General features: G+C 45.5%; 21 protein-coding genes. 7 read left to right on the top strand and 14 right to left on the bottom strand.

Annotation, left to right across the window (positions count from 1 at the left end; genetic code table 11):
- The first annotated feature begins 13 nt into the window (after positions 1 to 13).
- Positions 14 to 3,373 (top strand): DEAD/DEAH box helicase, encoded by a 3,360-nt coding sequence (locus NLX78_RS18920; RefSeq protein WP_254351249.1) that lies wholly within the window; start codon positions 14 to 16, stop codon positions 3,371 to 3,373.
- 126 nt (positions 3,374 to 3,499) lie between these two features.
- Here NLX78_RS18920 and NLX78_RS18925 read toward each other — a convergent pair whose 3' ends face one another.
- The 3 genes from NLX78_RS18925 to NLX78_RS18935 all read right to left on the bottom strand — a co-directional run bounded on the left by NLX78_RS18925 (position 3,500) and on the right by NLX78_RS18935 (position 5,645).
- Entirely contained in the window at positions 3,500 to 4,450 is a 951-nt protein-coding gene (locus NLX78_RS18925; protein ID WP_254351250.1) for a ring-cleaving dioxygenase, read from the bottom strand.
- Positions 4,451 to 4,505: 55 nt separating this feature from the next.
- Positions 4,506 to 5,132: a nitroreductase family protein gene (locus NLX78_RS18930; protein WP_039270528.1), complete on the bottom strand. Its 627-nt coding sequence runs from the start codon at positions 5,130 to 5,132 to the stop codon at positions 4,506 to 4,508.
- Between the two features lie 141 nt (positions 5,133 to 5,273).
- Positions 5,274 to 5,645 carry an MmcQ/YjbR family DNA-binding protein gene (locus NLX78_RS18935; RefSeq protein WP_254351251.1) on the bottom strand — a complete coding sequence of 124 codons (372 nt, stop codon included), beginning with the start codon at positions 5,643 to 5,645 and terminating at the stop codon, positions 5,274 to 5,276.
- Between the two features lie 465 nt (positions 5,646 to 6,110).
- Here NLX78_RS18935 and panB point away from each other — a divergent pair, with 465 nt between their 5' ends.
- On the top strand, positions 6,111 to 6,983 hold the full coding sequence (gene panB / locus NLX78_RS18940) for a 3-methyl-2-oxobutanoate hydroxymethyltransferase (protein ID WP_254351252.1): 873 nt from the start codon (positions 6,111 to 6,113) through the stop codon (positions 6,981 to 6,983).
- Positions 6,983 to 7,906 (top strand): ketopantoate reductase family protein, encoded by a 924-nt coding sequence (locus tag NLX78_RS18945; RefSeq protein ID WP_254351253.1) that lies wholly within the window; start codon positions 6,983 to 6,985, stop codon positions 7,904 to 7,906. Before panB ends, NLX78_RS18945 begins: the two co-directional genes overlap by 1 nt.
- Positions 7,907 to 8,007: 101 nt before the next feature.
- Here NLX78_RS18945 and NLX78_RS18950 read toward each other — a convergent pair whose 3' ends face one another.
- From NLX78_RS18950 to NLX78_RS18980, 7 genes are all read right to left on the bottom strand, one after another.
- Positions 8,008 to 8,565 (bottom strand): NADPH-dependent FMN reductase, encoded by a 558-nt coding sequence (locus NLX78_RS18950; RefSeq protein ID WP_250259477.1) that lies wholly within the window; start codon positions 8,563 to 8,565, stop codon positions 8,008 to 8,010.
- 196 nt (positions 8,566 to 8,761) lie between these two features.
- On the bottom strand, positions 8,762 to 9,769 hold the full coding sequence (locus NLX78_RS18955; RefSeq protein ID WP_254351254.1) for an AI-2E family transporter: 1,008 nt from the start codon (positions 9,767 to 9,769) through the stop codon (positions 8,762 to 8,764).
- 55 nt (positions 9,770 to 9,824) lie between these two features.
- Entirely contained in the window at positions 9,825 to 10,241 is a 417-nt protein-coding gene (psiE, locus tag NLX78_RS18960) for a phosphate-starvation-inducible protein PsiE (RefSeq protein WP_081330719.1), read from the bottom strand.
- Between the two features lie 87 nt (positions 10,242 to 10,328).
- Entirely contained in the window at positions 10,329 to 10,823 is a 495-nt protein-coding gene (locus NLX78_RS18965) for a DedA family protein (protein ID WP_013308662.1), read from the bottom strand.
- 22 nt (positions 10,824 to 10,845) lie between these two features.
- Complete coding sequence (gene pssA / locus NLX78_RS18970; protein WP_025677988.1) at positions 10,846 to 11,355, bottom strand: CDP-diacylglycerol--serine O-phosphatidyltransferase; 510 nt, start codon at positions 11,353 to 11,355, stop codon at positions 10,846 to 10,848.
- Positions 11,356 to 11,378: 23 nt separating this feature from the next.
- Positions 11,379 to 13,148: a sensor histidine kinase gene (locus NLX78_RS18975; RefSeq protein WP_254351255.1), complete on the bottom strand. Its 1,770-nt coding sequence runs from the start codon at positions 13,146 to 13,148 to the stop codon at positions 11,379 to 11,381.
- Positions 13,145 to 13,825 (bottom strand): response regulator transcription factor, encoded by a 681-nt coding sequence (locus NLX78_RS18980; RefSeq protein WP_061831262.1) that lies wholly within the window; start codon positions 13,823 to 13,825, stop codon positions 13,145 to 13,147. The genes NLX78_RS18975 and NLX78_RS18980 overlap by 4 nt, the downstream gene beginning before the upstream one ends.
- A gap of 211 nt (positions 13,826 to 14,036) precedes the next feature.
- Between NLX78_RS18980 and NLX78_RS18985 the strand changes: the two genes are divergently transcribed.
- The 3 genes from NLX78_RS18985 to NLX78_RS18995 all read left to right on the top strand — a co-directional run bounded on the left by NLX78_RS18985 (position 14,037) and on the right by NLX78_RS18995 (position 16,649).
- Positions 14,037 to 15,380 (top strand): glycoside hydrolase family 30 protein, encoded by a 1,344-nt coding sequence (locus NLX78_RS18985; protein ID WP_254351256.1) that lies wholly within the window; start codon positions 14,037 to 14,039, stop codon positions 15,378 to 15,380.
- A gap of 163 nt (positions 15,381 to 15,543) precedes the next feature.
- Entirely contained in the window at positions 15,544 to 15,930 is a 387-nt protein-coding gene (locus tag NLX78_RS18990; RefSeq protein ID WP_250259483.1) for a winged helix-turn-helix transcriptional regulator, read from the top strand.
- Positions 15,931 to 16,238: 308 nt separating this feature from the next.
- On the top strand, positions 16,239 to 16,649 hold the full coding sequence (locus tag NLX78_RS18995) for a hypothetical protein (RefSeq protein WP_254351257.1): 411 nt from the start codon (positions 16,239 to 16,241) through the stop codon (positions 16,647 to 16,649).
- A 103-nt stretch (positions 16,650 to 16,752) separates the two neighbouring features.
- Here the strand turns inward: NLX78_RS18995 and NLX78_RS19000 are convergent, their stop codons facing one another.
- The gene (locus NLX78_RS19000; protein ID WP_254351258.1) at positions 16,753 to 17,244 is read right to left on the bottom strand and encodes a phenolic acid decarboxylase; all 492 of its coding nucleotides are present in this window, start codon (positions 17,242 to 17,244) and stop codon (positions 16,753 to 16,755) included.
- A gap of 167 nt (positions 17,245 to 17,411) precedes the next feature.
- On the opposite strand from NLX78_RS19000, the gene NLX78_RS19005 reads away from it, so the two are divergent.
- Complete coding sequence (locus tag NLX78_RS19005; protein WP_061831257.1) at positions 17,412 to 17,960, top strand: PadR family transcriptional regulator; 549 nt, start codon at positions 17,412 to 17,414, stop codon at positions 17,958 to 17,960.
- A 64-nt stretch (positions 17,961 to 18,024) separates the two neighbouring features.
- Here NLX78_RS19005 and NLX78_RS19010 read toward each other — a convergent pair whose 3' ends face one another.
- Genes NLX78_RS19010 through NLX78_RS19020 form a run of 3 tightly spaced genes read right to left on the bottom strand, consistent with a single transcriptional unit; the run spans position 18,025 to position 22,041 of the window.
- Complete coding sequence (locus NLX78_RS19010) at positions 18,025 to 19,224, bottom strand: Ger(x)C family spore germination protein (protein ID WP_254351259.1); 1,200 nt, start codon at positions 19,222 to 19,224, stop codon at positions 18,025 to 18,027.
- Positions 19,221 to 20,315: a GerAB/ArcD/ProY family transporter gene (locus tag NLX78_RS19015; protein ID WP_250259485.1), complete on the bottom strand. Its 1,095-nt coding sequence runs from the start codon at positions 20,313 to 20,315 to the stop codon at positions 19,221 to 19,223. The genes NLX78_RS19010 and NLX78_RS19015 overlap by 4 nt, the downstream gene beginning before the upstream one ends.
- Before the next feature lie 25 nt (positions 20,316 to 20,340).
- Complete coding sequence (locus NLX78_RS19020) at positions 20,341 to 22,041, bottom strand: spore germination protein (RefSeq protein WP_254351260.1); 1,701 nt, start codon at positions 22,039 to 22,041, stop codon at positions 20,341 to 20,343.
- Positions 22,042 to 22,137: the final 96 nt, after the last annotated feature.

Raw genomic sequence — 22,137 nt, forward strand, 5'->3', positions numbered from 1 at the left:
AGGATTACGAATCATGAGTTTTGAACTTACCCGGCGAGCCATCAGACAACTATGCAGTCAAGCCGCTTATGACGACGGGGATGCCTATTACCGGGCCAAAAGAGTGGCCTTTACACAAATAGATCATGATGAAGGTGTGTACGAAGCTACGGTCAAAGGAAGCAGCTTTTATGCTGTTGCGGCGTTGATCCGATCCAATGGAAGTATCCGAGCAGAATGCACCTGTAGCACATTTCAGAACACTGGACGATATTGTAAACATATCGCAGCTGTTCTCCTTAACGCCCATGATATACGCCGTGGAAAAAGTCTGTCTGTGCGCTCCTATGCCTCCAGGCTTCATCCCGGTACTGCCCCAGATACAGCAGGAAGCATGGATTCAGACGGGATGTACACATCTACAGATGCTCCATATGATCACACTGCTAGAACGGCACGATCCTCTGACATCACACGAGGCGATCTCCAGCTGACCGACAGTATGTTAAAACTATTTGACCGCAAGCGACCGCTTCGCAGCACACCAACCCTGCTGGATACTCGCGCGGTCTTGGATTTTCAGTTCATCATCCGGCCTTTTGCCTACGGTTACCAAAAATATATGTTTGGTGTGGAAATGAAGGCTGGGCCCAAACGATTATATATCGTGCAGAAAATTCGTCCGTTTCTGGATAGTATTGACCGTGGGGATAGCTACATGTTCACGAAAAGCTTCTCATACGAGCCTGAGGTATACCGCTTCCGACCTGAACATGACGCTATTCTCCAGCAATTATCCCAAGTGTGCCACCATGAGCGTATGATTCGGGAAACCTCAGGCACGTATTCATCTTCCAGTAGTCATATGAGCGGCGAGCGAATGCTCCTCATCCCGCCTGCGGCTTGGGAAAAGCTGCTCCCCTTGCTGACAGCAGCACAGGGCGTCTACTTTGAAATTCACGGAAACATGAGCGAGGGTATTCCCCAGTCCGACCTGATGCTTCCGCTGCAATTTGAATTTGATGAGGCCGAAATCGAAGGCTACCAGCTAAGCATTCAAGGATTAGATGACTTGACCATCATGGAAGACTATGGTGTCGTCATTGCCGATGGCAAGCTTGTCAAACAGAAAGCCGATCCCTTACGGCGTTTGTCCGAGCTAAAACGGATGGTAGAAGTACACCACAGGCGAAAAGTTCAGATTGCGCCAGAGCAGATGGAATCTTTTATGGACAAGGTTGTACCCGGGTTAATGAAGCTCGGACGTGTTCATATGACTCGGTCCGTCTCAGATCGGGTCACACAGCAGCCATTGAAGGCAAAGCTATATCTGGACCGGGTAAGAGACAAGCTGCTGGCAGGGCTGGAGTTCCAATATGGGGATATCATCATCAACCCGCTGGAAACAGATGCACGAACGCCTGGTAACGACCGAATTCTGATACGTGATGGGGAACAGGAACAGCGGATTTTGGAGCTGATGGAGCATAGCTCCTTTGCCAGAACAGATAGCGGATATTTTATGGAAGATGAAGATGCAGAGTATGATTTTTTGTATCATACTGTTCCGCAGCTAGAAAAGCTGCTGGATGTCTATGCTACAGGTGCAGTCAAAGCAAAAATAAACAATACTCTGCCTACCCCAAGGATACGCGCGGAGTGGGATGAACGTACAGATTGGCTTGAATTTAAATTTGATATGGAGGGCATACCGGAACCGGAAATTCGCAAACTGCTCAAATCGTTAGAGGAAAAACAGAAATATCATCGTCTGCCAAATGGTGCCTTGCTGCCACTCGAAACAGAAGAGTACAAGGAATTGATTCGGTTCATGAATGAAACAGGTATCCGCAAAAGCGATCTGGATGCAGCACAAATTCGTGTTTCCGTCACGCAAGGACTGTACTTAATTGATCCTCACGATCATGGGAAAAATCTGACTTTGGGTAAAACCTTTCGCCAGCTACTGGAAAATATACGCAACCCAGACCATCTCGACTTTCCAGTTCCAGACATGCTTGCCCCAATCTTGAGAGATTATCAGGTTTACGGCTTTCAATGGCTTAAGACATTGGCGCATTACCGTTTTGGGGGCATTTTGGCAGATGATATGGGGCTGGGCAAAACGCTGCAAAGTATCGCCTTTCTCGTCTCAGTATTGCCGGAGATTCGCAGCCAGCAGCTTCCAGCCATGATCGTGTCCCCTGCATCACTGGTGTACAACTGGCGGAATGAGCTGGAGAAATTTGCTCCACACGTCCGCGTCACTATCGCAGATGGCAGCCCGGAAGAACGTGGCCGAATCATACGGGATGCCGCCAGTTATGACGTCGTCATTACGTCTTATCCGCTGCTACGGCGCGATGCAGATGTGTACAGCAAGCCGTCGTTTCATACGCTCATTCTGGACGAGGCGCAGGCTTTCAAGAACCATGCTACCCAGACGGCGCAGGCTGTTAAGGATGTAAAAGCTCGTTACCGTTTTGCCCTGACAGGAACGCCCGTAGAAAATACCTTGGAAGAACTGTGGTCCATCTTTGACGTTGTATTTCCCGCGCTATTTCCCGGCGGGAAAAGAGCATTTCACAACCTGCCTCGAAATGTGATTGCCAAGCGGGTTCGTCCGTTTTTGCTGCGCCGTCTTAAGAGTGATGTCCTCAAGGAGCTGCCGGAAAAAATCGAATCCGTGCAGGTATCCCGGCTTCTGCCAGATCAAAAAAAGCTGTACACCGCCTATCTGGCCAAGCTTCAGCATGAAACGTTGAAGCATCTCAACGAGGAAGGATTTCAGAAAAATCGGATCAAAATTCTCGCCGGTCTGACTCGACTTCGTCAGCTCTGTTGTCATCCGGGCTTGTTCATCGAAGGATATACGGGAAGCTCTGCCAAATTTGAACAGCTGTTGGAGATCATTACGGAATGTCTCAGCTCCGGGAAACGGATGCTCATTTTTTCACAGTTCACCACAATGCTTCAAATGATCGGACGCGAGCTTACTCGAGAAGGGGTGTCCTACTTTTACCTGGATGGGCAGACTCCTGCTCTGGAACGAGTCGAGTTGTGCAGTCGCTTCAACGAAGGAGAACGCGAGCTGTTCCTGATTTCCCTAAAAGCAGGAGGCACTGGCCTGAATCTCACTGGTGCAGATACGGTCATTTTGTATGACCTGTGGTGGAATCCCGCTGTAGAGGAGCAGGCTACCAACCGAGCACACCGAATGGGCCAGAAAAAAGTCGTGCAGGTTATTCGTCTCGTCGCCCAAGGTACGGTAGAGGACAAAATGTATGAGCTGCAACAAAAAAAGAAAAACATGATCGACCAGGTCATTCAGCCGGGACAAGAAACCCTTTCGGCACTGACCGAGCTGGAGATCCGCGAACTGCTCATGATCTAGCCAACTCTCCACGCTTATTTTTACGTTAGTATGACAATTCCACATGCAAAAAAGGTCCAATTGACGGTAGAAATTTTCCCGCATTGGACCTTTTTCGTTCTAATATGATTGTTTGGATCAAACAGATTAATCCTGTTTTAATACTCTAGGTTCAATGGGAACCAGGTTAGACTCAATCTGGGTACGCTGAGGCTCATACCATTCAGGCAGCATCAGCTTATGTCCCAACTCATTCAATTCCTCATCCACGGTAAATCCGGGTGGATCGGTTGCGATCTCGAATAAAATACCGCCCCGCTCGCGGAAGTATACGGCATTGAAGTATTGGCGATCTACAATACCACTGGTCCCAAAACCATGCTGATGAACCCATTCGTTCCACGCCTGATGCTCCGTATCATCCTGCGCGCGCCAGGCAATATGGTGAACCGTACCGGCGCCGCCATTCCCCCACGGGACACCTTTGACCGGAATGTCGATCAGGTTGCCCAAATCACCTGTCGTCTGATAGCGGATGTAGCCTGCATTTGCGTCTTCTCCGATGAGAGTCATCCCCAGGACGTTCTCCAACACCCCTTGCGTATGCTTGGAATCCGCACTGTACAGTACCGCCCCGCCAAAGCCCTTGATAGCTTTATCCGTAGGCACACCCCCGGCTATCCACGTGTTCAACGGGCCATCTTCCCGCTCCACCAACTCCAGATGCAAGCCCTCGTTGTCTCGGAACTGGATGAATGACTCGCCAAAACGAGTGGCCTTCGTGAAAGATACTTTCAAGCTGTGCAGACGGTTTTCCCAGTATTCCAAAGCACCGGACGGCACAACATACGTCGTAATCCCGACCTGTCCGCCTCCAATCTTACCCTTGCGTGTACCCGGAGCTGGAAAAAAAGTAATGATCGTGCCCGGGCTGCCCTCTTCATTACCAAAGTACAAATGGTATACTTCTGGAGCATCAAAGTTGATCGTCTTTTTAATCAATCGCAAACCAAGCACGCCTGCGTAAAAATCAACGTTGCCCTGCGGGTCGCCTGCAAAGGACGTGATATGGTGAATTCCAGCGGTTTTCAATGACATCTTTATCACTCCTTCATTAACATGTTGATTTATTTACACAAATGATTTACAAATTTCAAAATCCATTGTAGCTGACAAATTGTCCAACCGGCTTGCGGTATCCCCGTGCCCGCTGACCCGATTCGTCCTCTTTACCCAAGGTAATCATCATTACCGGTACAAATTGCTCTGGAATATTCAGTACTTCCTGCACCTTCGCCGGATCAAAACCGATCATCGGGCATGTATCCCAGCCTTTGTCCTTGGCAATCAACATCAATTGCATAGCCGACAGGCTGGCATTACGGATCGCTTCTTCTCTCTGGAAGACAGGTCCCCGCTCGCGATAAAACTGAGTTACCGACTCTACTGTGCTATCATATTCCTGCTTGCTCAGAACGCCCAAATTCAGGAATCCTTCGTTGAGGTCGGCTACCTTGGTATAAGCCTCTGTATCCCCCAGCACTACAATGGTCGCCGAAGCCGTTAATATTTTATACTGCTTACTTGCCTCATCATGCAGTCTTTGTTTGGTATCAGCATCCTGCACTACGATATAACGCGCATGCTGTAAATTAAAAGCCGATGGAGCAAACTTCACCAGCTGAAATATTTCTTCTAGTTCTTTTGCATCTATAGTAACATCAGGAATAAATTTAGAAGCTGATCTTCTCTCTTGAATAATATTCACCAGTTCGCTCATGTTAAGTTCCACTCCTTGATATTATTTTCAAATGAATTATCTTTAAATTAAGAATATATCCATTCGTGATTTCTGTCAAGTAAAACTATAATAATGTTAGTAAGTATTTTTGGATACAACCTAAGGGCTTATACCAGCCCTTTACAGATCCGTTGCCCGTATTCTCATCGTAATCGCTTCGCGTTGCGCTTTGGTTAAGCTCTTGAAGACCAGCTCATACGAATGGTCGATCATGCTGTACAAATCCTCCAGTGGGAAGGTAGCATCAACCTCAATCGTATTCCAATGCTTTTTATTCAAATGATAGCCTGGCTTAATCGCCTTGTTTTGTTCACGCAGATTTACCGCAATGACTGGATTACATTTCAAGGATACGTGGCAAATGTCATCCTTTTCAGTTAGAAGTGCAAACATCTTGCCCCCTACTTTTAGTACCAGGGGATCAGCACCAAATGGATAATCCTTAACAGCCTCTTTTTGGCTCAGACCATATGCTACAATTTGCTCAAACACCAGCCTTCTCTCCTCTGCTCCAAGTTGTCGAACTATGAACCTATTTGCGCCCTATTATATCACGCTCTCCACATACAATAGTCCCATGCTACAATTAAAATTCTATCGGGAGGGTCAATCCTTTCTATATGAATTTATCGACCGTCCTTCACTTCCGAATAGGAAGTTGGAAGGGCTGTTTTGTTCATATAGTAGAGAATGTTATGCAACAGCCCTATATTTTGGTATACTTCCGTGAGAGGCTGTATCGATACATTCGAACGGTACTCTAGTTAGTGTAATTCAATATGTAGATGTGTGAGCCTATGGAGGTGAACTCGTTGGATTTTGCTCTGATCCGCAAGGACCGAGACAAAAGAACGGTCGCAAATTGACTCTTTTTTTGCCTTTCGGACCTTTTCAGCCATGTGCTGAAAGGTTTTTTTTGTGATCTAAAATAAGGTAGGAAAGGATTTGAATGCAACCATGGCAACCTCAAAAGCACTTAATATTTTACAATTGAAGAAAATGAAACAAGAAGGTTCACCTATAAGTATGATTACGGCGTATGACTATCCATCTGCTCGTTTGGCTGAGGAAGCCGGGATCGATATCATCCTTGTCGGTGATTCCGTAGGTAATGTGTTATCTAATTATAACTCCACACTGCCCGTCACTATGGATGATATGGTCTATCATACACGGTCTGTCGTGCGCGGTGCGGAACATACTTTTATTGTCGCGGATATGCCATTTATGACGTACCACGGGAGTAGTCAAGAAGCCCTTACTAATGTGCGCAGGCTCATGCAAGAGGGACATGCCCATGCCGTGAAACTAGAAGGGGGCATGGAAATTTGCGACACCGTGAAGCGAATTGTTCAATCTGGCGTTCCCCTGCTGGGACATATCGGACTTACACCCCAGTCTGTGCATCAAATCGGCGGATACTTCATTCAAGGTAAAAACTCACAGGCCGCTGAGCGCCTTCTAAATGATGCCCGGGCCCTGGAGCGGGCGGGAGCTTTTGCCATCGTTTTAGAGCTGGTGACAGAGGAAGTAGCGAAGAACATCACCCGAGAGATATCTATTCCGGTCATAGGCATCGGTGCGGGGAGATACTGTGATGGCCAGGTTTTGGTGTATCATGACATGTTACAATATTCAGCTCCTTACCGGGAGAAAAAGTTCGTAAAAACCTATTCGGATATAGGTGCTTTGATTCGCAACAGCATTGGGCAATATGTCGAAGACGTGAAGAATCGTTCTTTTCCGGGCGAGGAGCATGTTTTTAAGGCAGATGAGAACGTAGTAGAAGGACTATACGGGAATGCAAAAGTAAAGGCAGGAACCCTATAATGCGATTTCTGATTGTAGGTGCAGGGGCGATTGGAGGCTATTTTGGGGGACTTCTTGTTCAAAAAGGAGAAGACGTGACCTTCCTCGTACGCCCTTCAAAAAAATCTCAGTTGGCAAAAGACGGTCTGATTGTTAGAAGTGTTCATGGAGATTTCCAGACGCCAATCCGTGCTATTACAAATGGTGAAGACGCCGATCCGTTCGACTGTATTATCATTTCAGTCAAAGCGTATCATCTTCCCCAATTGCAATTCGATCTTGAGCCTTATGTCGGTGATCATACCATGATTCTTCCGTTACTTAATGGTTACGAACATTTTGACTTTTTGCGCAAACAATTCGGTTCTGAAAAAGTGCTGGGCGGACTTTGTTATATTGAAACTACGTTGGATCATGATGGTTCTATTGTTCAGACAAGTCCGTTCCACCGTATCGTCTTCGGTGAATGGAACGGAGTGCAATCAGAGCGTACACAACTGCTGCTGAATCATCTTGATCATGCAGGCTTCACAGTGGCACGAAGTCACGATATTCAGCGTGAAGTGTGGCAGAAATATATATTCGTTGCCAGCTTGAGTGCAATTACAACACTGATGGATGCCTCGGTTGGGACTATACTTGCCACGGCAGAGTCACGTGCTATATACGAAAAGCTGCTGCATGAGATTGTCACACTTGCTCGCAACGCAGGGATGCCGATTGATTCGGAGATGGAAGCTCATACACTGAAAACGATGGAATCCTTACGACCAGAGATGATGTCATCCATGCAACGCGATATGCATAAAAAGCTTCCGATTGAAGCCAGTCATCTACATGGTTCACTGCTTGCATTGGCTTCAACCAGTAATACTGTTTACCCCATACTCGAAACGGTATATGCCCGATTAAAGGTATACGAGAACTTATTGGACACTGTCTAACATTCAAACTTTAAAATCAATTAAAAGAGAAAGCGGCAGCTTCGAAGGTGATAATGAAATCTTAGACTGCCGCTGCTTTTCATTTATTAAACTTCAAAAATCTAAAGAGTTCCTGTGCTTAAGCAAGCTTGCTCAAGCCCTTGAAGTAATGCTTCTAGCTCCTGCCTAGTTTCAGCGTTTGTAATTTCACCTTCCTGGTTTAGCTTCAAGGTGATATGCGGAATAATAACCTTTCCATTCTCCACAATCTCTGCATTGATCATTTGCAATGTGAGTAGCAGCGAGGCATGGGCCAGATGGCCGCCCATAGGAGACGGTGACGCGCTGATGACCGCTGTAGGTTTATTTACAAATTCACCTGAAGATACGAGCCAATCCAAGGCATTTTTCAAAGCACCCGGCACCCCATTTCCATATTCCGGTGTACAGATCAGCACTCCATCCACTTGTTTCAATTGTTCCCGTAGCTCTCTTACGGAAGCTGGCCCCTCATCTACATCCAAGTCAGGGTTAAAATGCGGAAGATCCCCCAATCCATCATAGACTGTGAACATCATATTTTCAGAAGCCAGCCCCATAGCAGCCTTCATAAGTGCTGTATTGGAGGACTTTTGACGAAGGCTACCCGATATAGCCAATACCTTAATTTTCTGTTCCATCCGATCATCTCATTTCTTTTATCTTGATCTAATCTTGCATATTCAGTGTACTATAGCTAACAAGAGAATTAAAAAGTGGATGAGCGTCAACGATTCTTCCTATGAACAAACGGCCAATAAAAAAATGCCTGCGGCTTCGCAGGCATTCGTAATGAATCAATAGTCACTGTACTAGGGTGGAATCTGTAATGCTGAATCAAGTATCCTTCTCTTGCTTGCGTTTTATCCCAATCAGATCCAGGAAGAAAACAAACAATGGAATACCTACAATCAAGCCCCAAATTCCAATCAGATGCTCAGAGAAAATAAGTACGACAAAGGTAAAGAAGATCGGTAAATTCGTTTTGGATGACATCAGCTTCGGATTTAAGAAGTAGGCCTCAATCGCATGAATCACCACGATCAGAATAATCAGATAAACCACATATTGAATGCCGCCGACACTGAAAGCGATCAGGCCGAGCGGTGCCAGTGAGATAAACACACCTGCCACCGGAACCAATCCCAGTACGAAAATGATGAGCGCAAGACCGAGCAGATTAGGGAAGCCCATAATCCAGAGCGCAATCGTGGTCAATATACAATTAATAAGTGAAATCAGCAGTTGAGCCTCCAATACCTTCCCGAACGTACCCAGAAACATACGGCCAAAATGACCCACTTCCTTGAAAAACCAACCCAGCTTGCTATCTACAAACGTAGCTGTAAAACGTGTAATATAGGATTTTTCCATCAGGAAGAACAAGCTCAAAATAATCGACACCAGAAGCTGTGTTCCCAATTGACTGACCTTCATCACTGCACTCAGGCCAGGCTCAAATAGCCGCTGAACATTCAGCGTGTCCATAAATTCGATAATCGTTTCGTTCCATTGATTACGATCAGGATACATATACGCTTGCTGAATCATGAGATACACCTGCTTGACCTGTACAACGATTAGCGGCACCATTCGGTAAACGCCCCACACCATAATCAGAATTAGCAACCCATACACCAGTAGTAGCACGATCATTGACGGCACATTGACGAACCGCTTGACCAGCTTATTCACTCCGTTATATATACTGCCAATCAAGATCGTAAGCAGCAGTGTTAACAACATAATATTCATCATGCTTCTTAACATAAACAACAGCAAAACGATTATCGCAAGGACGGCTACCCGCCTGACGCCCGCATGATTCATCCAGTTTCTTACCATTCGTCTTTATTCCCTCTCTCCCACTTGACTGTCAACTTTGCAATCTTCCTGAGCATCAACTTTCTCTTTTTAACAATTTACTGTTAGCGATCAATAGAGAACCTACCATGACTAGGATAGCAATAGACCACCAGAATGTATTTTTAGCATCATCATGATCTACAATAATGAGCCTGATGACAGCCGTGATCCCAATATAGATAAAATAACGTAATGGAAAATGAAAATTGGTTTTAAAGTACTTAACTATTAATGCTATGAATTCAAAGTACAAGAAAAACACAAGCAACTCTTCCGTGAATTCATAGTAATTTTTGTCGGTCTCTGCGTACAAAAAAACATAAGAAAAAATGGACCATGTTTCTTTTAGCAGTAAGAAGCTTAAAATCAGCCCGACCAGAAACAGCGAGATATTCAAGATCATTTGCAGAAAACTCGGTAACTTCTCAATATACTTCATTAGTACATTCAATACAGATCCCCTCACTGGTTGTACAGTATCTTTATTTATATTATCGGTGGTATACGTGAAAAATGCTACATTACTTTTGGGGTCACCTTAATGAAAGTTTATATTCGCCCCTGCAATATAACCAATGGAGATAAAGATAAGCGTCCATATCAGAGAACCTGCGCTTGCCACCAGCATATATTTTCGGACAGGCATCGCACTAATGCCCGACAAATAGCTTGTCGCATGTCTGACTCCTGGGATAAAATAACCGAACAAAATGGTCCACAACCCAAAGCGTGCAAACCACCCCTTAACTCTTGCAAATCGCTTCGGTGTCAATCCAACCCACTTGCCGTGCTTATCCACCAAGGGCTGACCCAGCTTTTTGCCTAGCGTGTAGCTGATCATCATCCCTGTCATTGCACCGATGAAGCTGACTAATATAGACACTGAATAATTCAGTACCATAATAGAAGATAAATAGCCGACAAACACCATAATAATTTCATCTGGAACCGGTAGGCCGATAATCCCAAGAGCAAGAAGAGCAAAAATAGCGATATATCCGTATTGTGTAATCATGCTGATGACCCATTCCATAGGGGAGCCACCTCCTGACCGATTATTTTTTGAAGGACGGAAAGGGAATACGGCTAACCATCAGGAACGACAGCACTACCATTAACGCAAGCAACAACCCCGGCTTCAAATGCTCACTCCATAAAAACATAAAGGACAAAATCACACCCGCCGCCGTAATCGGCATACCTACAAAGCCTTTGCTAAAAGCCATTAGGTTGAATCTTGCCAATCTTACCGCACCGCATATGACAAACAAAACAGCCACAAGCGGTCCTATCCAATGGGTATCTCCCAGCTTGTATAACAAGATCAAGAAAGCAGGGGCAACCCCAAATGAGACAACATCCGCCAGCGAATCGAGCTGTTTGCCAAAATCACTGGAGCAATGCAGCAGCCTTGCCAGCAAACCGTCTAATACATCCCATAAAGCAGCCACAACCACGAGAATAAAAGCGGTCATGTATTGCTCATGAATCGTGAAATACAGGGATAAGACCCCTGCCCCCAGGTTTGCAATCGTGCATAGTGAGGGCAACCAATTCCATTTCATACTCTTAACTCCTTTGCCATAGCTTAGCCTCCGAATATAACAACAAAACGGACGCCGTCCTTGGTATTCTCCACCTTATAGCGGAATTCGTGCAAATCCAAAATTCGTTTGACGATCGATAGCCCCAGTCCTGTCCCACCTGTCTGACGGCTTCGGGACAGCTCGGCCCGGTAAAAGCGATCCCATATCTGCTCCAGTTGATCGTCAGGAATGGTCTCACCTTTATTTTCAATGGAAAAAAAACTGATTTCCCCAGCACCTTCGATACGAATCGTGATCGAGCTTCCTTCCTCAGCATGTCGTATGGCATTGACAACAAAGTTGATAATCACCTGTTCCAGCCATCCTACATCGGCATGGATCGGCATCTCATTGGCGGGAATAATGACCACTTCCAGCTTTTTCTCCTTCAACAAATGGAATAACTTGTCCACGACCTCCTCCACCAGCTCACTCAAGATAAAGGTCGTCTTGCGAAGCTTGAGGGTACCCGATTCCAATTTGGCGAGGTCCAGCATATCTTTGACCAATCGCTCCATTTTGTCCGTTTCCTCTACAATGACTTTCATATAATGATCCTGCTTCCCGGCGCTAACTCCATCTTGTAATCCTTCTGCGAAGCCTTTAATAATACTCAGCGGGGTTTTCAGTTCATGAGAAGCGTTGGCAAAAAAGTCTTGTTGCACAGCCTCCATCCTCTGCTTCTGTTCCATGTCCTCCACCAATTGCTGATTGGCCTCCTGAAGCTCGCGCAAAGCTGTGTCCAGGTTCTGGGACAGGGTATACATGCTGTAGGACAGACTGCCCAGTTCATCATTCTGCCGGATTGGTGTATGGGCTGTAAAATCGAGCTTAGCCATCCGCTTGGCGGTATTATTCAAAGCAATGAGCGGACGGGTCACCATCCGGGAATAGAACAGGGACAAAATCAGAATGAGTGCAAATCCCCCGATCCCTAGGTACAGATAAAACCAGCGCAGAGCTTCATTCGTCTCACTAATTTCCTGCAACGATGTCACTGTGAACAGGAGGTCGATCTCGCCTGTGTCCTGACGAACAGGATGGACTATGACTGCATTGCGTACCCCTGTCCAAGGTTCCGTCCACTCTTCTTCCAACACTTCGAAATTCTTAAGTTTCTCCAGATGCGCCTGTGATAAAGGGAACCATTCCTCCAGCGCACTAAACAGTAAGCCTTGTCGCTGACTCCATGTTTTCAGATCCGGCAGTACAATCTCTGTCACCGTACCGGAAAACCTTACACGGCCATCTGTGCTTGCCTCTTCCGAAGTCGATCCTATATTTTTGAAACCAAGCTTCTGTATGCCGGTTGGATAAATTAAATTGGCGGTAGAGATGCCGTCCGTTCCTAATCCCTCACCTTCAACCGTTACCGTATCACCGGGCTGAATCCGAGCAGCTCTCAGTTCATCTCCGTACTCACTCATAAACAGAGACAGCGATATTTTAACGATTTTACCATCTGCTTTTCTTAGATTGATATGAAACGCATCATCCAGCTTTACTTTGCCGTCCAGCGTTACAATCGCCAGCTGGTTTTTATTCTGAAGCATAAAGCGAGCTGCCTCACGGGAAACCCTGCCCGATCCCCAAGCCTCCTGGACATAACTTTGACCGAAGCTTTGCAAGCGGCTTTCCACACGACCAATCTTCTGTTCCTGATAAAAATTTTCAAAAAACAGCAATTGACTTAAAATCACCATACCGTAAAAACACAGGAAAAATACAACCGTCATAATGAACAACTTAAAGGTAACTCCCCGTTTGTTCATTCTTCCTCCTCAAACCTATAGCCAGTACCAAAAACCGTGCGGATATGGCGTGATTCACGGCCTAGCTTACTTCTCAGCTTTTTGATATGCGTATCGACAACTCGTGTATCTCCTTCAAAGTCGATGCCCCACACCCGGTTCAGTATCGCATCCCGTGAAATAACTATGCCTTTATTATGTATAAGCAGCCGCAGCAGCTCATACTCCTTGGGCGTCAGCTCGACTTCCGCCTGATCCACCTCAAGCCGATGAGCCATCGTGTTGAGAATGGCACTACCGAACCGCAAAATATGCGACTCCGGCTGTACATGTCCCTCCACCCGTTTCATCAGCGCGTTGGCGCGGGCGATCAGCACCTTGGGGCTGAAAGGTTTGGTCACGTAATCATCGGCTCCCAGTTCAAAGCCTAATATTTTATCATCATCACCGGATTTGGCTGTCAACAAAATGATCGGCACACCTGAGCGGCTACGCACCTGGCGGCACACTTCCCAACCATCCAGTTCCGGCATCATAATATCGAGTATAATCAGGTCCGGCTGCACCGAATCAAACCAGATCAGTGCATCTTTTCCATTGCCTGCTTCATAGACTTCCCAATTATTCTGTTTAAAATAGTCAGCAATCACTTCACGAATACGTATTTCATCCTCCACGAGAAGAACTCTTTTCTTCAATCGACTTCCCTCTTTCGGTCATTCTAGGACACCAGCATATCAAAGACATGTGTACTTTATGTGTTCTTGACACTTCTTATCAGCAGAAGTTCTCATCCGTAAATTCAACCTTGGATTAGGGCAAATTTGTCGTGGCTCAGACCATCTCATCTCCTATGATCCTACCCTATAATAAGAAGAGATACAAAAAGCTTGAACAGGAGGGTAATACATGAGTAATCAAACCATTCAGTGGTTTTCCACTTCCAAAGCTAAAGCTTGGCAATCCCAAGCTCATCATTTGACCGATACTCAAGAGAGTGCCAATCTAATCTTTACGGGAGAAACACATCAGCTTGTCGAAGGATTTGGTGGCTGTTTTAATGAATTAGGTTATGTGGCCCTGAACCAATTGGAAAAAGACGAACGAGATCGGGTGCTTCATTCTCTCTTTCATCCAGCGGGCGAGCACAAATTTGCGATTTGCCGACTTCCTATTGGAGCGAGTGACTACGCGCTGGAGTGGTACAGCCACAATGAAACAGACGGTGACGTGGAGATGAAGCACTTTTCTATTGAGCGTGATCAGCAATATCTCATTCCTTTTATTCGGGAAGCGTTACAACTCAATCCGGACTTGAAGTTGTTCGCCTCACCTTGGAGCCCGCCGACATGGATGAAATCACCGAAAGCCTACAATTACGGCATGCTGCGCTGGGAAAAGGATATTTTGAAAGCGTATGCATTATACTTTGTCAAATTTGTTCAGGCTTATCGAGAGGCAGGTATTACAATTCATCAGATTCATGTTCAAAATGAAGTCATTGCCGATCAGAAGTTTCCTTCCTGTGTATGGACCGGAGAGCAGCTGTGTGAATTTATTCGCGATTATTTGGGTCCTGCTTTTGAGGAACACGGACTGGATACGGAAATTTGGCTGGGCACCATTAACGCACCCGATCCGTGGGAGGAATTAATGAAGAAGACTTCGACCGGATTCGATGAGTATGCCCATACCGTGTTGAGTGACCCCGAGGCCTACAAATATATTAAAGGCGTAGGCTACCAGTGGGCAGGCAAAAATGCCATTCAGCGCACCGTTGCCAGTTATCCTGAGCTTCGTTACATGCAAACAGAAAATGAATGCGGGAACGGAGAAAACTCATGGGACTACGCCAAATATGTATATAATCTGTACCAGCACTACTTCACCAATGGCGTAAATGCTTATATTTACTGGAATATGGTTTTGGAACCGAAAGGCAAGAGTACATGGGGCTGGGAGCAAAATTCGATGATCACCGTTGATCCGGCGGATCGAAAACCTGTCCTGAACCCGGAATATTACGTCATGAAGCACTTTTCTCATTTTGTATTACCGGGTGCCCGACGCATCGGACTTCGTGGTTCATGGACTGGAAATGCAGTTGCTTTTCAAAATACAGACGGGCAAAGGGTGGTAGTCATCGCCAATCCGTTCAAGGAATCGCGTGTGCTGAATCTGTCTCTCGGAGAAACAACACACCGCTTAGAGCTGGAGCCGGAGTCCTTTAATACTATTGTGATTCCTTCTTAACGCCGCAGATTTCTGGACTCTTCCAGTCTTGCACACATCATTAGGTATCCCTGTCCGGTCTATAAGTGCCCAATCATATGCATAGTTTCCAAAATGGATGTATATCCTTTTGCGTATAGTAGCTATAGATAGTATACTTGGAATAACTACGGACAGGAGGTCGATGAATATCACTACTGTAAAAGACCGGATTGATTTGAAGCTGATTAATTGTGATAAGGAATTGACTCTCGCGGTCATCGGTGGAAAATGGAAGCTGATTATTTTGTGGCATCTCGGTATGGAAGGCACCAAGCGGTTTGGTGAATTGAAGAAGCTAATCCCCCACATTACGCAAAAAATGCTGACCAACCAATTGCGCGAACTAGAGGAAGATAAACTCATTCTGCGTAAAGTCTATCCTGTCGTTCCTCCGCATGTGGAATATTCACTGACAGAGCATGGCGAAAGCCTGATTCCGGTACTGAGAGCAATGTACGATTGGGGATCAAACTATCGCGAGAACGTGATCTGGAAAGAAGAAGAGATTCAGGACGTCACACCCGTGTGATCAGCAAAACAAGTATTTTGCGAAATGCTGAACTATATGTTTAGTAGAGACGACCCTGGGGAGATCTGGGGTTGTTTTTTTTATGATATAAAGACGTTCCCCAAGATAACAAAAGAAATGGATGCAAGTATCCGTTTCCATTGGCATTAAAGCTCGTTTTTTGCCATATATCCTCATTTTACACTTGTATCCGTGATTTACATTACATCCTCTGTGACGTATGATTCTTCCATCCCTATTTACAGTGAATCCAAGAAGGAGGCCGTTCTAGCATGAGCATGACGCTTGCCCAGCCCACAACGTCCCAAGTGACCCAATTACGCATTGGTTCCATGGAAATGATTCAATACGACTATCGTCAATTTCCTGACTCAAAACCTTATCAACACCATTGCTGTGGCTTGCTTACTATGTCGTGTAACGGCGCTCAAGGTCTGGCGGAATACGAGCTGCCTGAAATTAAAGGCGCTTTTGACCTCGTCCGCTGGGCTTCCGTGTTTACCTCGCTCAAGGGTCTGTCCTTAACCGAGGCTGAGCAATATATTCAGCACCACGCTGATCACTGGGGACCTGATAAAACAGAGCTGGCTCTATCTGCCTTATCCGATCTGACTGCCCATGCGAACCTGCACATTCTCTCCCCAACAGCGACCATCCTCCCCTCTCGGATTAGTCGTTCATATCTCATAGAGCATGGCCTGGTCTACTATTCATTCTAGATATCGTCCACAACTCCATTGTCAATCCACTTTCCAGTTCACGTAAAAAAGCCTGAGACTGTTTATCACAGGCCAGGCTTTTACACTTTCAGCGCAGAATTGATTACACTTTCAGTTTACCTGCACGAATGTCGTCTGTCATTCCTGTATAAGGTGCTTGGGAAATTAGTTGTTCGTTGTTCACACCCGCATTTTCGATGAATGTAATATCTGCAAATTCAGGAACCACATACTTCGGATACGTTTCATACTTTTCACGCGATTCTTCCATTAGCGGAATAAAATCGTTTTGATAGCGCACAGTGATTTCCGGATGCTCATGAACCCATTTAGGGAAGAAAATAATGCCATGCATACGTTTTTCCTCAGGCATAAAGTTCAAAGAAACGTCAGTGCCTGTCGGTTCGGTCCACGATACTTTATACACATTTTCTACCAGCTTCACCAGATTGACCTTCTGATCACGTACCCAGCGGCCACCTACCATACCACTATGAATGCGATAATCGATCGTATCTTCATTTTTAATATATATTTCGTACTCCCAACCATTCTCATAAGTGTAGATCATGTGGCTGCCGATAAACTTGTCCATCTTGCATCCTTCTTTCCTAAACTATAAGTTTTTATGAATTGAATAGGAGACCAAAGATAATAAATATTCAATTCAAAACATGTAATATTAAACATGTTTTTAAATACATATAAATTGTAGCACTATGGTATACTAGTGTCAAATAACGTTTGACAAGGAGAGCTACGTTGAAACGCACATTAAAATACGCCATTTTGGGCCTGGTTCATAAAGAGGAAATGAGCGGCTACGATATTACGAGTCAATTCAAAAAGGAAATCGGACAATTTTGGAGCGCCAAACACAGTCAGATTTATCCTGAGTTAAAAAGGCTGACCGAAGAGGAGCTTATTGAATATCGCACCTCCATTACAGGAGCCAAGCTGGAAAAGAAGCTGTACTGCATTACCCCCAAAGGGACCCAAGAACTGACCGAATGGCTTCTAAGTCCCAAAGAGTTACCAGAAACGGAAAAGGATGAGTTTATGCTCATGCTGTATTTCTCAGCAGCCATCCCCAAGGAAGAGAACAAGCGATTGTTCGAGGACCAGATAACCAAACGTAAAGAAAAGCTGGAGTATCTGTACGAAAGTAAGAAATCCCTCCAACGGCAGGACGAGAACCTTCAGGCCCCCGGTTCTAATCAATTCGGGCATTATCTGGTGCTGAGCCGTGCCATTAATCGGGAAGAAAGCTATATTACGTGGCTGGAAGATACACTATCCCTGTTTGAATAGCCTAAAAAACCTTCAACGCCACGTAGATTCGTGGTATTGAAGGTTTTTCTAAAATACATACAAACTAGTCTGCCGTCGTAATCGAAGAACCGTAATCTTCAATATGGATATCTGTGCTAAAACGTACGGGAATGGTACTAAAAGTGGTATCCCAATCCTCTTTGACCTTACGCCAAGCTTTAGGATGCTGAATCCTCAAGGCTTCTCCGAAACCTCCGACATCAGCCTGCAGCTTTTGCATTTTGGCTACAGTTTGTTCAGCTAATGAATTCACTTTCTCCTGAAAGATACTTTCTTCTTGTCCGAGCACAGCGTTGCTGCGCAAATTTTCTTTCTTGTTTAAAACCTCGGAAACGCGCCCCTCTGAGGTCATTTTTACTTGGAAGGAAATGTCGTCCCCCTGAACGATGGCCTTGATCCTGCTTTTCACTGCTTTGATCTCATAGGCTATATTTTTACCGGTTTGAGGATCGTTACCTTTCAACACGCCTCCAACCAATTGGCCCTTGATCCACATAAGACCCTCGACCTCTGATTCATTCAGAAAACCACCGTATGTTTGCGTCTTTCCTTTGATGATCCCCGCACCTGCGACCTTGATTTCATTCTCCGTCGAAATGACATTGGGTAATATAAAACTTCCCTTACTCTTCATGGGCCCGACCACTTTAACCAAAGCCACGGGCTTTATCAACCGTGCGTTCCGTTTACGATTTTGGAAAATATCCTTTAAGATATAGGCAGGAATTTGACCAGGAGTTTTTTCCTGAAGCGCATTGCTCGCCTTGTCTGTACTAATCAGTAGCTGGACACTGAGCCGAATGTCATTATCCCCCAAGAAAAAGTCCAGCAGCTCGTACAACGGGATCTTGCGAAGCAGACTGGAGCTGATAATAATCGTTTTCAAATGTTGCCCAATGGGCGGTCGGTTGGTTCGCAATGAAATTTCTCTTAACATCTCAAAAACGGAATCCCCTGTTTCTGTAATATTAAAAAATTTTTTAGCTTGCGGTGAGGAGCTATTGGAACCGCCGCTTTCCTCTGGGATGATAAATTGAAAGGTTCCCGTAATTAACTCTTTTTTCGGATAATCTCCTCCTTTTTGATTAATTTGCTCTTCTTGTGAAGATTCTGTCGCTATATCCATAGCAATGCCTGTCTCCAGATTTAGATCCTCCACGGGAGAGCTGCTCCAGCAACCTGAAAGTGTACTGCATATTAGAAGAACCGCTATTCCGAGTATTCCTGAACGGAACTTCATCATGACCCCACACCCCTCCAGCGAGAAATAAGCAGCAGCGGCAGTGGAAGTAAAGCAAATAAAACGAATGCTGCATTCCCGATGATCGTTCCAAAAGAAAATAACTCATTCAAATTTTTGGGTATTTGGGACAGGACGTAGATGATCGGGAGCAAAATAAACAACACCTTGGAATAAGAGCTATTCAAAATTTGAGAAACTCCGAGCGAAGCGCAATAAAAAGCTATGCTGAATGTAGCAAAAATTTGCATGATCCAAATGGTCAACAATAAAGATTCGAACCGTTCCAATAACAGATACTCCACTTCAAAACTGCGGGCCAAATCTAAAAAAGGCCAGGTTCTGCTCATAACCCCTTCCACCGAAAAGGCACCAATGCATAAGATCAGTGTAGCTATATAAAAAATGGTCGAGATCCCGATCGCCAGTCCGATTGCCTTGGTTGCTTTCTCCGGCTTTTCCATCCGACAAAGAATAAACAGCAAGCACTCTGTCCCTGTTAAGGTTAGGGTTGTAGTCTTGAGAGCTTTAAGCACTGGCATCACACCCTCGGACAAAACAGGACGCAAATTATTCAATTCGAAAATATTCAAACTCAGCAAGCATATTAACAAAAAGATAGACGCCGTAATCGGGAATATAAATTGGCATATTTTCCCCAACGTACCTATCCCCCCTAAGCAAAGATATAGAGATATCCACATAAAAGGTGCTGAAATAGCCCACGCTGGAGTTCCTTCAAGCAAAAAGAACGACGTTACTTCCTCCACAGATCGGATTTCATATGCAGCTATACAAATAAAATAGATGACGAACAACATGCCCATCACCTTGCCGATGGCTTTGCCGGTTATCCGCTGAACATACTGGTAAAAGGTACTTTCTGGAAAACGTGAACTTAGTTTGACTATAATCCATCCGAACAGGAAAGTGGCAGCCCCTGCTAAAATGACAGACATCCATACATCCGGTGTTTTTGCAGTTTCAACGGCTACTCTGGGAAGAGTAAGCAGCCCGGCAGCCAGCATAAAGCAAAGCACAATTGCCGTCGTCTGTAGCGTTGTAATTTTATCCATTTTTTTCCCACGGGCCATCTTGCTCCCTCCTGTGTTGTTGAACTCATCCTTGTCGTTTAGGGTCTTTATGCTTCAATAGAATGGGTCTATTTTTCATAAATTGTAGCGGTGCTCGCAAGAAGTAATCTTTCCAGTCCTTCAATGAACTGGGGGTCGTTAAACTAAGATATGGCACGCCGAAGCTGTGTAATTTAGCCATATGAATGCTCAGCAGCAGGAAAAACATGATCACTCCATACAAACCAAAGATAGACGCCGTGAACATGGCCCCAAAACGAAGAATACGCATAGAGATCCCTGCGCTGTATACAGGGGAGGCAAAGGAAGAAATTGCCGTGACTGCTACCACAATAACGAGAATCGGACTTACAATCCCGGCGTCAACAGCGGCCTGTCCAATGATCAGACCGCCGACGATACCCATCGCTGGACCGATGGGTTTGGGCAGCCGTAGTCCCGCCTCGCGTAAAATTTCGATGGAAATTTCCATAATTAGGGCCTCAATCAGCGTCGAAAACGGAACCCCCTGTCTCGCACTGATAATGGAAATGACCAGCTTGGTTGGAATCAGTCCGGGATGAAACGAGATAAAGGAGATATAGAGAGCCGGGGCGAACAGAGATATCGTAGTTGCCATAAAACGAAGAAATCGAATAAGCGACCCCGGTATCCATCGTTCATAATAATCTTCGGGAGACTGGAGCATCATCCCGTACGTCACAGGCATAAGGAGCGCAAAAGGTGTACCATCCAGCAGAATCGCCACACGTCCCTCCAGCAATGCAGCCATGACCCGATCCGGTCTCTCCGTATTCTGAATTTGCAGAAAGGGACTAAGAAAATTATCTTCAATAAGCTGCTCCACATAGCCCGACTCCAACACCTCATCCATATCAATGGTTTTGACCCGCCGCTTCACCTCGTCCACAAGCTCCGGGTCGGCAATGTCTCTGAAATACACCACCATCAGCTGCTTTTCCACTCTTTTGCCCACTTTGAAGGACGACATGGCCAGTTCTGTACTTTCTCCATGTCTGCGCAGCATTGCCGTATTGTCGCTAAGGGTCTCGGTAAAACCAACTCGCGGTCCCCGCAGCACCGATTCCGATATGGGGTCTTCCACCCCTCGTGTACTCCCTTTGGGTGTGCCCAGCACAAAGGCACCCGGTATGCCCTGAATCATGAGTATGACTGAACCGAACAGCACCTTTTGCAAGGAGAACTGCACCTCTAACGTATACTGAGTCTCCGATACCAGCATGACCTGACGAATAAACATATCCCGAAGCTCTTTTCCTCTCGGAAGATCCTCCCCGCCTTCTCCGGAGCTGCCCCAATCCATCAGCGGCTTTAGTATGTTCTGATCCATGCCAACCTTGTCTGTTAATCCATCCACAAAAAAAAGTGTGCCTACAGCGTTCAATTTTTCCAGAAAAATGGATCGTTCGTTCACGTCCGACATATCCGTGACGGCTTGTCTGATTTTTGCTACATTGGCTTCATAATCTTCGGTAAAGGTTCCCTTTTCCTTCTCAGCCTCACTTACAGACGGATTATGATCTGCATGCTGCGAACGGTCTTCTTCTTCTAAAAGCTTTAATCGTTCCATACGTCTGCTCTCTCGACCATCCATCGCTCTGATTTGTCGTACTGTCAGAAAAATAATCAAAGGGATGATGGATAAAAAGAAGGCTTCCATCCACACGTTCCATTTGGGCATATGAGTTCCGATGACCTGCCACACACTCTTTCCTCCTTCACTTCCAGATGATTTGTATATAGATTTACCTGGATTAGAAAAAAGATGCATGGACAATGGAATAAATTTCTTTACTCACAA

The organism is Paenibacillus sp. Lou8.1, assembly GCF_024213565.1.
In the GTDB taxonomy this organism is placed as follows: Bacteria; Bacillota; Bacilli; order Paenibacillales; family Paenibacillaceae; genus Paenibacillus; species Paenibacillus polymyxa_B.